Below are 12,519 nucleotides of genomic sequence, written 5' to 3'. Positions count from 1 at the left end.
GGAGCCGAGAATGTATCTAATAAAGCGACGAATGTTGCTGTAAATGACTCGCCCTTGCTCGGTAGCGGCCACAATCGTAGCAAAGTTATCATCCAAGAGCACCATATCACTGGCTTCCTTGGTGACATCAGTACCCGTCATCCCCATGGCTATCCCGATATCCGCTTGTTTAAGGGCGGGGGCATCATTCACACCATCGCCAGTCATGGCCACAATTTCACCGTGACGTTGCAGCGATTTGACAATCCGCAGTTTATGTTCTGGGGAAACCCGGGCATAGACGCTGACGGTGGGGGTGACAGCATCCAATTCCTCGCTACTCATTTTTTCAATGTTCCGACCCGTGAGGGTCGGAGCGCCCCACTCACAGATGCCAATTTGACTGGCGATCGCCTGGGCAGTCAGTGGATGATCGCCTGTAATCATCATCGGGCGAATGCCGGCAGTGCGACAGGTGGCGACGGCCTCCAGCACCTCCGGGCGGGGGGGATCAAGAATGCCCACCAGCCCCAACCAAATTAACTCCTGCTCACTGGTCTCGACACTCTCTGGCGGCGGCAACTCTGACCAGTAGCGATGGGCAATCCCCAAGACCCGCAGACCCTGAGCGGCAAAGCGATCGTTTTCAGCGAGAATCTCTTGGCGCTCCGCCAGTGTTAGGGGTTGAATCTCTTGTCCCACCTGCCGCCATTGACAGCGTTCCAGGGTTAGCTCGGGTGACCCTTTGGTGATCATCCAGTAGGGTTCCTTGGCGGGAATCGCAGGAACAGACTCACTGCGATAGAAGGTACTCATGCGCTTGCGATTGGCATCAAAGGGAAACTCAGCGACCCGCTCCGCCGTTTCCCGTAGCGCTTTCAGATCAATGCCCCCCTTGGCGGCCAAGGGCAGGAGGGAGCCTTCTGTCGGGTCACCGAGGATCACCCATTCGGCTGCGTGTTGTTTGAGCAGGGCATCATTACACAGTGCCCCTGCCAGTAGCAGTAGGTGCCGTTCGTACAGTGCTAAGGGGTCATCGGTATTGGCGTCGTAAAAGTCCCCCTTGGGTTCATAGCCATTGCCCCTCACCTTGGCACGATAGGACGTTGTGGCGATCGCCTGCACCACCATTTTGTTTTGGGTGAGGGTACCTGTTTTGTCGGAGCAGATAACTGTCACACTCCCCAATGTCTCCACTGCCGGCAGCCGACGAATCAGGGCATGGCGTTTCACCATCCGTTGCGTTCCCAAGGCAAGGGTGACGGTAATCACAGCGGGCAAGCCTTCGGGGACCACTGCCACCGCCATACTCAGGGAAACTTCAATGAGATGCCGCAGCAGTGAAGGATCGTACAGCCCCCCCGCCATCACAACAATGCTCACCAGCACCAAGGAAAACCCCACTAAGCGATTTCCCAGCTCGGTCATCCGTTTTTGCAGTGGTGTGGGTTCCTGCTCGACCCCTTGGAGGGCAGCAGCAATTTTCCCGAGTTCGGTATCCATGCCGATCGCGGTGACGACGGCGACCCCTCGCCCTTGGCTGACCTCTGTGCCTGCAAACACTAGATTGGCGCGATCGCCCACTTCAGTATCAAGGGGCAAAATGTTCGCAGCATTTTTACTAGCGGCTTCTGCTTCACCTGTAAGGGCAGCCTCGCGGATTTGCAGGTTAACGGCTTCTAGAAGCCGACCATCGGCAGCCACTTTTACCCCCGTTTCCAAAAAGAAAATATCCCCGACAACCAGTTCAGGGGAGTCAATTGCCATGACTTTGCCTTCCCGCAGGACACGCACCTTGGGTGCGGCCATATTTTTCAGGGCTGCTAGAGCCTCCTCAGCCCGGGCTTCTTGAACATAGCCCAAAATGGCATTGAGAATCACCACCACCAGAATTGCGGTTGCGTCCTTGGGGAAGGGAATCCTGTTTTCCTGGAGGGATTCAAGAATCTCCAATGTGCCAGAAATGAAGGCCACCACCAGCAGCATGATCAGCATTACATTGCGAAACTGATCCGTGAAGATCTGCCAGCGGGGGCGGCGGCCATTGTCAACAAGTTCATTGCGCCCATATTGGGCTTGTCGCCGTTGCACTTCTGCAAAACTTAACCCCTGTTGGGGATCACTCCCAAGACGGCTAATGGCTTCATCGGCACTCAGAGCATGCCAAACTGACTCACGATCAAGGTTGGAGGTGGCGTTGGAGGAGGTCATGGTGGATGGGCAGATAAACTGTTTTTATCCTTTCTTTATCTTCACCATACCAAACCGCTGCCAATAGTCCCCGTAAGCGTTAGGGGTTGCTCAGGCTGTGTCCAAAACCCCACACTGTTCCGTTGCCCCAGTGTCTTGATGGCGGGGCTACGATTTGTAGGCGGCAAGGGTGCTCAGGTTGCCAGATCAAAGGTGAGTACTGCGGTGCGATCGCTCGCATTTTGCAACAGCGTGTAGCGTTTCGCGGCCAGTTGCGATTGATAGAGGATAACGGGCAGAGTCAGGGGTAGTTGTTCGGCTAGGAGGAGAACCCGTGAGCAAATCAGTCGGGCCCTGACTCTGGGAATGGGGCAGCAATAGGGGTCAAGGGTGCGAGAAGCGGTATGGCGCTATGTTTGGCGATCGCCCCCCGTAGCAGGCCAAAAAGAACCGCCTACCTGTACCCCCTAGGTCGTCACCAAGGGCGCAAAGGGAAGGCGCTGGGCATGGCCCCAGAAGGCCTCAAGGTTGTAGTATTGGCGCTCCTTGGGCAACTGCACATGGACAATCACATCACCGTAGTCCATCAGCACCCATGAACATTCCGCTTGGCCTTCAATATGTTGGGGTTGGCGTTGGCAATGTTCGAGAGCCGCCTCCTCAATCCCTTGGTAAATGGCACGCACTTGGGTTTTTGAGAGTCCCGTAATGATCACAAAGTAATCACTGAGGTAGGACACGCCCCTTACATCTAAAAGACAGATATCCACTCCCTTGCGATCGTCGGCGGCATAGGCGGCGGTCCATGCTAGTTTAAGGCTAGGGTCAGTAATTGCCGCTACCTGTTGCATCTGTTGAATACTCAGGCTGCTCTCTCCTAAACGCACTCCTTCATCCTTTGATTTTACCCATTGGTTTCGGGAGGTGCAGGACAAATTTGTTACAAAACCTTACGAGTATTGCCCCTCACTGGCTGTGGTGCGCCCGCCACGGACAATGGCACAGTGCTACCGCCATCCTCCTCGAACAATTAGCCCACGGTCAGGCGCAACTCCAGCAGCAGCAGCCAACGGTACTCGTGCTCGCCGAACCCGATCCCCTCTCTTTTCTCAGGGGTTTTCTAGCAGCACTCTCCACAGGCACGCCCCTGTTACTGGCCAATCCCCAATGGCAGTCCCAAGAGTGGCAGCAGGTGGCAGCAATCTTGCCGCAGAATTTTATGGCTTGGGGAACGGTGCCCCCCCTAGACCCCCAAGGATCTGGAGAACGATGGCCCCAGGGCTGGATTCTAATTCCCACTGGCGGCACGCAAGGGCGGTTGCGTTGGGCAATTCACACGGTGGACAGCCTGCAGGCAGCGGTGATGGGGCTGCAAAGTCATCTCCAGCAATCAACGATTCATTGCCTGAGTATTTTGCCCTTGTACCATGTCAGTGGCCTGATGCCCGTGGTGCGATCGCTATGGAGTGGGGGAGAACTCTATCTGGCGAGCCATTTACAGGACTTACGGCAAACCATACCCCCTGCCAATCTTGATCTGTGGCTCTCGCTGGTGCCTCGGCAACTGCAGCAGGTGCTCACGGAACCGCTACCGTGGTTAGGGAAGTTAAGGGGGATTTTTATTGGCGGCGGCCCCACCTGGTTACAACTGTTAGAGGAAGCGGCAACGCAGCGATTGCCCTTATGTCTCACCTATGGAATGACAGAAACCGCAGGTATGATCTGTGCCCAGCGACAGGGGGAATTTTGGGCGGGCGATCGCTCCTGTGGTCAAGTCTTACCCCATGCCCAGATTGATTTGACCCCTACGGGCGAGATTCAGATTCAGGCGGCTTCCCTTGCCCTTGGCTATTACCCTGAGTTCTTTCACTCAGCCATCTTCCCAACCGACGATCGCGCTCAATGGCGAGACGAGCGCCTCTACATTTTGGGACGCAGCAGCCGCAAAATCATCAGCGGTGGCGAGAATATCTACCCTGAAGAGCTAGAGGCATTACTGCTCAACAGCGGCCTTGTGCAAGATATCTATATTTACGGCGCCCCCGACCCCCTTTGGGGCGAACAGGTCGTTGCTCTCTATGTGGGAGAGGCTTCCCCGGAAGTCCTCAGCAGATGGCTCAAGCAGCAGTGCAGCGCCTACAAATGCCCCAAGCGCTGGGTTCCGGTTGACCACATTCCCCGTACCCCTCAGGGAAAAGTGCCATTGTCTGCCATCCATCTCCCCAATGTTTCCTAGGAAAGCAGCCGCCTGCAAACGCAGAACCCTAGGCAAGGGGTGGCTCTGGTCCCTAGCCAACCACAGAAGTCGTGCTGCGACGCCGGCGGATTCCTGTTGCCACAGGGGGGGTGACTTCGATGGGTTGCAGGAGCAATAGGACTGAGGCATTGCCCTGAAGTTCACGGCGCACCAGTCGCACCAGTTCCCGTTCAATGTGGGCTTTGACCCCCGCCCAGTCCACATCGCCATTGCGGGCATATTCGCTCCAGCGATCGCTCAAGGCGGTTTCAACCGTGGCCTGTACCCAAGCCTGCCAAGCCTGTGGCTCAATGGCTGTGACCACGCCCCGCAGGTGAACTTCGGGCGTAGCTTTCAGACTGCCATCAGTCCCCACCGCCACCGCCACGGTGATAATGCCTTCCTCAGCCAGTTGTTGCCGCTCTTGCAGCACATGGGCTTTGACAATGCCACCGCGATCCAGTAGCTCAATGCCAGCGGGTACCTTATCTATGACCCGAATCGAGTCACGGGTCAGTTCCACCACATCGCCGTTGTCAATAATGACCATATTCTCAGGGGGAATACCCATGCTCTGAGCCGTTTGGGCGTGTTTCACCAACATGCGGTGTTCTCCATGCACAGGTAAAAAGAACTTGGGCTTCGTCAAGGCCAGCATCAGCTTTTGATCCTCTTGGCAGGCATGACCAGAGACGTGAATGCCCTGTTCGCGACCATAGATGACTTTGGCGCCTTGCAGCATCAGGCGATCGATCATGTTCACCACGGCAATCGTGTTCCCTGGAATCGGGTGAGCCGAGAGAATGACAGTATCCCCGGGGCGGATTTTAATTTTGTTGTGTTCCCCCTTGGAAATCCGCGTCAGGGCAGAGAGGGGTTCCCCTTGGGAGCCCGTGGTGAGGTACATCACCTGATGATCCGGGTACTTGTGCATCATGTGCAGCGGCACAAAGAGATCATCGGGGCAGCGAATATAGCCCAACTGCCGGGCATGGGCAATCACATTGAGCATCGAGCGACCCAAGACCGAGACCACGCGGCCATGCTTTTGAGCCAATTCCAAGGCCATACTGAGACGATGCACCGAAGAGGCAAAGGTAGTAAAAATAATCCGCCCCTCCGCTTGGCTAAAGGCACGATCCAAGTTGGGAAAGACAGATCGCTCCGAGGGGGTATGGCCGGGGACTTCTGAGTTGGTGGAGTCACTAATGAGGCAGAGCACCCCCTTCTCCCCATGCTCCGCTAGCCGCTGCAGGTCAAAGCATTCGCCATCAACGGGGGTAAAATCAAACTTGAAATCCCCTGTGTGGATAATCACGCCAATGGGGGTATGAATCGCCACCGAGAAGCTATCGGCAATGGAGTGGGTATTGCGGATATACTCCACGAGGAAATTTTTGCCCAAGCGCACCATTTCCCGAGGCTGTACAGGGCGAAGTTCGGTGCGATCGGCAACCCCCGCCTCTTCCAGTTTCCCTTGCAGTAGCGCCATGGCAAGGCGCGGGCCATAGATGACAGGAATATCAAACTGCTTCAGATGAAAAGGGATGCCACCAATGTGATCTTCATGGCCGTGGGTCACAACCATCCCCTTGATTTTGTCGCGATTTTGCCGCAGGTAGGTCATATCAGGTAGGACGATAGTGACCCCGTGCATCCCATCCGTGGGAAAGGCCAGCCCTGCATCCAACAAAATAATTTCATCTTGGAATTCAAAAACGCAGGTGTTCTTGCCAATTTCATGCAGCCCACCGAGGGGAATAATTTTTAGGGCAGCAGTTGCAGCGGATTGACTCATAGGTCTCCTTACAATGAAACGAACAAAAAAGGTGCAGCTTGGGAAATGCCCGGCGTTGTCTTAAGACTGCAGTAGGCCAAGGTCATCTAAAACAGCCTTCAATTGGCCAATCACAGCGTCACTCGCAGACGTGAGGGGCAGTCGGGGTTCACCCACTGACCAACCTTGGAGGCTAAGGGCGGCTTTGATCGGAATCGGGTTTGTCGTCACAAATAAAACCTTGAACAGTGGCAATAGTTGACAGTGAATAGCTGTGGCTTTGGCCGTGTCTCCTTGGACAAAGGCTTGGATCATTTCTTGAATGCGTGAGCCAACAAGGTGACTAGCCACGCTGACTACACCATAACCACCAACGGCCAGTAGTGGCAACGTCAGGGAATCATCGCCGGCGTAAATGCGAAAGGTCGGCGGTAGAGCAGCGCGCAGGGTACTGGCTTGATCAAGGCTGCCGCTGGCTTCTTTGATGGCAACAATGTTTGGGTACTCAGCAAGGCGGATGACTGTTTCTGGCAGCAGGTTTTGCCCGGTGCGGCCGGGGATGTTGTAGAGCATGAGGGGAAAGTCCGGCACTGCCTTGGCGATCGCTTGAAAATGGGCGTAGAGTCCTTCTTGGGGCGGTTTGTTGTAGTAGGGGACAACCAAGAGCGCACCATCGAGGCCGAGTTCTGCGGCCTTTGCCGTGGCATAAACAGCTTCCCGGGTGGAGTTGGAACCCGTACCGGCAATAATTTTGGCTTTGCCCGCCACAGCCTGCTGCACCGTTTGAAAGAGTTGAAATTCCTCTTCCCAAGTGAGGGTGGGAGATTCGCCGGTGGTGCCGCAAACAACAATGCCATCGGAGCCATTGGCCACAAGGTGCTGTGCCAGTTTTGCCGCCACATCGTAGGCGATCGCGCCATCGGCTGTAAATGGCGTAATCATGGCGGTAATTACACGTCCCAAGTCAGTCACAGTCCACCCTCAGCCAAGTGTGGTTGCAGTTGCCGAATCGTGACCGCACGGCTATACAGGCGCCGGCGATCGCCCAAATTTTCCAGAATGGTTGCCCCGCATTGCCAGCTTTGGGGCGAGCAATCAATGGTCAACTTCTCTGCGGTTTCACTCACGGCGTAGCCCTTGTCCTTGAGCCCTGCCTCCCGCTGCACCAGTTGCGAGAGGGTCAGCGCCAGAATTTTCGTATGATTCCGATAGGCGGCGATCGCTCCCACGGCGAATCCCCAACGGTAGGGTACAGAAGACAATAGACTGCAGTGGCCAATTTGGCTCAAACCCAGGGCGGTGATGGCAGTAACACAGGCAAAGGAGTCAATGAACACCACCTTCACATCTAAACCTTCAATGGCGGGGGGATCAGCGGTTGTGGGAGAGTTGGGCATAGGCACTTAATTGAGGGCTTGGGAACGCTCGTAGGCCGCTTTTACCGTTTGCATAAGGGTTCCACGCATACCGGCAGCTTCCAGTACTTCGAGACCCGCAATGGTTGTCCCCGCAGGACTGGTGACCGCATCCTTGAGTTGCGCCGGATGCAGCCCACGCTCCTTAAGTAATTGTACTGTGCCTGCTATTGTGCCATAAACGAGTTCCTGTGTCAGCGATCGCGATAGGCCCACCGCTACCCCAGCATCACAGAGGGCCTCGACAATTAGAGCAACAAAGGCAGGGCCAGAGCCAGACAGCGCCGTGACCGCATCCATTTGCCCTTCACTGACAGCCACCACCTGCCCCAGCACCCCCAACAAATTCTTAATCTTTTGAACCTCCAGTTCACTGGCGGCACTGTCACTCGCAAGGGCAATCACGCCGGCGCCCACCTGTGCTGGTGTATTCGGCATCGCCCGAAAGATCAACCGCTGGGGAAAAAGCCGCCGCAGCCGCCCACTATGGATGCCCGCCATGATAGAAAGGACAACCCCCATCTCCTGAGCTACCGGCGTATCCGCGAGTTCCGACTCAATCTCGGCAAAGACCTGTGGCTTGACCGCCACTAGGAGCGTTTCGGCAGTGGCTACCTCTAGGTTCGTTGCTACTCTAACCCCGTAGGTGTGGGCTAAGTACTGTTGCCGCTGGGGCGATCGCGCCGATACCCACACCTGGTCTGGCAATAGACCATTCACAAGCAGCCGCGAAAGCATTGCCTCCGCCATGCGGCCACAGCCAATGATCCCAACGGCAGGCACCCTAGGCACTACGCTGTTGTTGGGCATCCATACCCCAAGCGGGCGGGGGTGTGGGGGTTGGTGTGGCACTTGGGCGAACGCCGCCGACTTGGGTACTCACTTGGACACAGCTTGGCGTAAAGAGGAAAATACTCTCGCCAATACGCTCTTGATGGCCATCAATGGTGAACGTGGCACCGGCAACAAAATCCACCGAGCGTTGGGCTTGCTCTGGCTCCATCAAGGTCAGATTGAGCACCACAGACTTGCGCTCCTTGAGGGCTTTGATCACCTCAGGCATTTCACTAAAACTGCGGGGCTGCATCACCAACACTTCGGCCACTGCCCCCCACCAACGGCCGGCATTAGGCATACCAATCACATTGGAGGCAGTTGATCCTGTCGGTACTGAACCAGTGGTCACCGAAGGGGATGAACTGGTGTCGAAGTCATGACTCAGGCTTGGCCGCGATGTGGGCAGCGGTTCCACATCAGCTTCTCTGGTTAGTGTTCGTGCCGTTCCTTGAGGGTATTCCTCATCGTAGATGTCACTTTCGGGGGTTAGACCCATCAGGTCACGGAGTTTGCCCAACATAACGACTCACTATTGCTCCTAAGTCAATGTAAATGTATGAGTTGTATAACCCTTCTGAAGTGCCGTGGTATTGTTGCCGCGACAGGTCAGAAATGTAAAAGCCAGATGGGATTTCTCGTGTTTTAACAATCTTAGTTTCGTGGCTAGAAGGGAACCTATGCACAAATGTCCACGAGAGTAAAGTTAAAACAGGAAACTTCAACTGGCCATTTTACACAAAACCGAGATAAAAAGATGATGTTGGCCTTAAGTGTCTCGCTTTTGCCTTGGGTTTGTCAAGGGTAACAGTGCGGGGCTGCCTGCCTATTCGCTAAATTCGGTCGGCTAAGGGAATCCGAAACCAAAAAGTTGCTCCCTCGGAATCCCCCTCTTTGACTCCGATCTCCCCCCCATGAGCGATAATAATTTGTCGGCAGAGATATAAACCTAAACCGATGCCCGTACGAAGGTGGCTTGCACCGCCACGATAATAGAGCTCAAAGAGGTGTGGTTGCTGCTCAGGGGGGATGCCGACGCCATTATCCTTGACAATGCAGTAAACGCTATCTCCCTGTTCCTCTGCGATCAGCGTGAGGGTTATCCCAGGACAATTGTGTTTTAGGGCGTTGGTGATCAAATTCTCATAGACTCGTCGCAGTTGGATAGGATCAACGGGCACAAGGGGCAATGTGGGAGGAATTTGTAGGTTCACCGTCGCTTTATTTTTCTGAAGCAGCGGTTGCAAATCAGCCAAGATGTCGTTGACAAGCGTTGCTAAGGATGTGGGGGCGATCGCCAAGGAGAGGGAAGGTTGCCGGTCCACCTGGATATGCAGCAGTGTGTCAATCAGATGCAGTTGACGCTGCTGGCTGTGCTGAATACAGGTTAAGGTGCTGCGGGGTACAGCAATCGTGTCGCTGGTGTTGTTCTGCAAGAGATGGTTAATCAGCATGAGGGTACCTAGGACCGGGGTGCGTAAATCATGGGACACCGCATGCAAGAAGATATCCTTGAGGCGGTTGAGTTCCTCCAGTTCACTCATTTTCTGCTGCAACTGCCCAGTGCGCTCGGCTATCTGCTGTTCCAAATTGGCATTCAAGGCTGCCAATTGTTGATAAAGTTCTGCTTGCTGGAGGGCGATCGCTACCTGAGTTGCCAGCTGCTCCAAGAAAGCGCGTTCGTGGGGCTGCCACTCTCGCTGGCGGTCACATTGGTGGACACCCAGTAAAAAGCACAGGCCTTGGGGCTGATGTTGGATTGGAATCAGCAGGCAGGATTGGATGTGGTGCGCTTCATACACCTGTCGCAGATGGGAATCAAGACTTTCCTGCCCGCAGGAGAGGGGGGCCGGTGTCGTCAGCAGCTGTGAACGATAAGGCACGTTTTGCAGGAGAGCCTCCAGGTTCGTGTGCCACTGGGGAGCCATGGCCGCAGCCACCACTTGAATTTCTTCTGTGCTCGGATCAAAAGAGACAATAAACACGCGATCGCTGAGGAGATAGCGGCGCACTTCCACCACTGTGGTATTGAGCACCTCTGGCAGTTCCAGCGTTTGGCGAAGGCGCAGGGCAATTTCCGCAAGTAGTTGTTGCTGTTGGGCAGCCAATTGCACCTTCTGTTCAGCGGTTTTACGTTGTGTAATATCCCGGATCCCCACCACCCGTGCCCAGCGCCCCTGATAGACAATTGATTTTCCCTGAACCTCAACAATCCGTACTTCACCACTTTTGGTGCGAGCAAGAGCTTCAAAGGGAACATCCGTTGGCTGCTGAATTCGCTCTAAAATCAGCGATCGCGATTCTGGATGTGTCAGCAATAACACCGACTGACCCACCAGTTCTGCAGCCCTATAGCCAAACAGCCGTTCGGTGGCTGCATTCACATCGAGAATTGTCCCCTGCTCATGGATGACGACTGCCTCAGAGGTGGCTTGAAAGAAGGTGGCCAAGCGGGCTTCACTTTCCTCTAGGGCTTTGAGGGCGCGGTGGCGATCGCGACTTGCCACTACCAAGGACAGGAGATCAGCCAGGGAAGCAGCAAACTGCTCCTCCGCCACCGTCCACTGGCGAGGCGGCCCTATGTGCTCATGGCAGAGAATGCCCATCATCACCCCTTCAACCCAAATAGGCACATCCAGCAGCGAGGTAATGCCAAGGGGTTCGAGGTAACTTTGGCGAAACTCTTGGGTGCGCGGATCAACCCAGGCCTCATGGGCGGTAATCGTGCGCTCCTCTTGTAAAGCCGCAAAGTAGCGAGGATAGTCACTGGCGGTCAGCTTCATCCCTGCCGTCAACCCTTGCCCCGACGCTGGAAACAGGTGCACACATTCAATCTGCTGGCGATCGCTGGCGTAAAACCAAAGACTCACCCGTGCCACATTGAGACTCCGGGCACTCGTACAGAGAATATCCTGCAAAATCTCCTCAAAGTTCGCCCCATGGAAGGGCTGCCGCCGTGCCAGTTTGACCAAAATGCGGTTGAGACTTTGCAGTTGCTCAATCACGGGACTCATGAAGAGGCGGCAGATTCAGGGATAAATGCCAGTGCCGCTGAGTTAATGCAGTAGCGCAGTCCTGTGGGTGGCGGGCCATCCTCAAAGACATGACCCAGGTGGGCATCGCAGACAGCACACAAGACTTCCGTGCGCACCATGCCATGGGAAAGATCCCGCTCCATGCGGATATTGTTGGGATCAAGGGGCTGCCAAAAACTGGGCCAACCCGTGCCGGAATCATACTTTGTCTCGGAGCGAAAGAGGGGTGTGCCGCAGCAGACACAGCGATAGAGACCGGGCTTTTTGTTATTCCAGTAGCAGCCCGTGAAGGCGCGCTCCGTTCCCTTTTTGCGGGTGACATAGTACTGCTCAGGAGTCAGTTGAGCTTGCCATTCTGCATCTGTTTTCACAACCTTAGTCATACTTGCCTCAGAAATAGACTGTGATCCTACTCCTCAGCATAATCAGTGACATTGGCAAGTTCCAGTCTTTTTGCCAAAGGTTCCCTAGCAAGGGGAAAATGTAAGGGCAATCTTGACCTTGTTTGGTTATGCCGGTTTCGCTGCCCCTTACTTTTGATTTATCCTCTGAGTCCGAGTTTTATACTCAGGTCAGCGCTGGAATTCAGGCAGCACAGCAGGCCAATTGTCAGTTCCTCAGTTTAGGCATCGCTTTACCAACAGTTGATCCCCTGATGCTGCTGGCTGGTCTGATGCACGTCAGTGGTGAAAGTGAGCATTTTTACCTTGAGCAAGCGGGGGAGATTGTTGCTGCCTGTGGTGCAGTGGCGACCAGCAGTGTTCAGGGACATCAACGGTTTGGGGAACTGCAGCGTTTTAGTGAACACATCCTCAGCCGCGTGTGGGCGATCGCTCCAGCCGAACCGCGTATGTTCTGTCAATTCAGTTTTTGGGATCACACAGGCTCTAACCGGGGGGTCTTACCCCGCTGGCAGGTCATTCAGCGTCTGGATCAGGTTTGGCTCACCCTCAACTGTGCCCTAGAGACCACTACACCCCATCGCCTCTGGCAAGACGGGCAACTGGTGCAGCGGGCAATGGCACACATTCTCGCTGATCCGCCCCCCTGTCC

At 55.1% G+C, this 12,519-nt stretch carries 10 protein-coding genes and 1 pseudogene; 2 read left to right on the top strand and 9 right to left on the bottom strand.

What is annotated here, in order from left to right:
- Both H8Q75_RS00650 and rsfS read right to left on the bottom strand, forming a co-directional pair.
- Positions 1 to 2,190 (bottom strand): HAD-IC family P-type ATPase (locus H8Q75_RS00650; protein ID WP_297039562.1); only part of this gene is annotated, 2,190 nt, incomplete at its 3' end.
- 446 nt (positions 2,191 to 2,636) lie between these two features.
- Positions 2,637 to 3,056, bottom strand: a complete 420-nt coding sequence (gene rsfS, locus H8Q75_RS00645) for a ribosome silencing factor (RefSeq protein WP_024124524.1) — start codon at positions 3,054 to 3,056, stop codon at positions 2,637 to 2,639.
- Between the two features lie 50 nt (positions 3,057 to 3,106).
- On the opposite strand from rsfS, the gene H8Q75_RS00640 reads away from it, so the two are divergent.
- Positions 3,107 to 4,405 carry an AMP-binding protein gene (locus H8Q75_RS00640; RefSeq protein ID WP_297039558.1) on the top strand — a complete coding sequence of 433 codons (1,299 nt, stop codon included), beginning with the start codon at positions 3,107 to 3,109 and terminating at the stop codon, positions 4,403 to 4,405.
- A 52-nt stretch (positions 4,406 to 4,457) separates the two neighbouring features.
- On the opposite strand, the gene H8Q75_RS00635 is transcribed toward H8Q75_RS00640, so the two are convergent.
- The 7 genes from H8Q75_RS00635 to msrB all read right to left on the bottom strand — a co-directional run bounded on the left by H8Q75_RS00635 (position 4,458) and on the right by msrB (position 11,849).
- Positions 4,458 to 6,203 carry a ribonuclease J gene (locus H8Q75_RS00635; protein WP_297039555.1) on the bottom strand — a complete coding sequence of 582 codons (1,746 nt, stop codon included), beginning with the start codon at positions 6,201 to 6,203 and terminating at the stop codon, positions 4,458 to 4,460.
- A gap of 60 nt (positions 6,204 to 6,263) precedes the next feature.
- Positions 6,264 to 7,154, bottom strand: a complete 891-nt coding sequence (gene dapA, locus H8Q75_RS00630) for a 4-hydroxy-tetrahydrodipicolinate synthase (RefSeq protein ID WP_041429056.1) — start codon at positions 7,152 to 7,154, stop codon at positions 6,264 to 6,266.
- Positions 7,151 to 7,579 (bottom strand): hypothetical protein, encoded by a 429-nt coding sequence (locus tag H8Q75_RS00625; protein WP_024124520.1) that lies wholly within the window; start codon positions 7,577 to 7,579, stop codon positions 7,151 to 7,153. The genes dapA and H8Q75_RS00625 overlap by 4 nt, the downstream gene beginning before the upstream one ends.
- A 6-nt stretch (positions 7,580 to 7,585) precedes the next feature.
- On the bottom strand, positions 7,586 to 8,380 hold the full coding sequence (proC, locus tag H8Q75_RS00620; protein WP_024124519.1) for a pyrroline-5-carboxylate reductase: 795 nt from the start codon (positions 8,378 to 8,380) through the stop codon (positions 7,586 to 7,588).
- Between the two features lies 1 nt (position 8,381).
- Positions 8,382 to 8,954 (bottom strand): cell division protein SepF, encoded by a 573-nt coding sequence (locus H8Q75_RS00615; RefSeq protein ID WP_024124518.1) that lies wholly within the window; start codon positions 8,952 to 8,954, stop codon positions 8,382 to 8,384.
- A gap of 310 nt (positions 8,955 to 9,264) precedes the next feature.
- Positions 9,265 to 11,445, bottom strand: a complete 2,181-nt coding sequence (locus H8Q75_RS00610; protein ID WP_297039553.1) for a GAF domain-containing protein — start codon at positions 11,443 to 11,445, stop codon at positions 9,265 to 9,267.
- A complete protein-coding gene (gene msrB / locus H8Q75_RS00605; RefSeq protein WP_024124516.1) occupies positions 11,442 to 11,849 on the bottom strand; it encodes a peptide-methionine (R)-S-oxide reductase MsrB in 408 nt (135 codons plus the stop codon). The genes H8Q75_RS00610 and msrB overlap by 4 nt, the downstream gene beginning before the upstream one ends.
- Before the next feature lie 128 nt (positions 11,850 to 11,977).
- Here msrB and H8Q75_RS00600 point away from each other — a divergent pair.
- Positions 11,978 to 12,519: pseudogene (locus tag H8Q75_RS00600) on the top strand (hypothetical protein); the annotation flags it as partial.

It is taken from the genome of Thermosynechococcus sp. OHK43 (assembly GCF_014466085.1).
GTDB lineage: Bacteria > Cyanobacteriota > Cyanobacteriia > Thermosynechococcales > Thermosynechococcaceae > Thermosynechococcus.
This window is presented reverse-complemented; position numbering and strand designations above follow the sequence as displayed.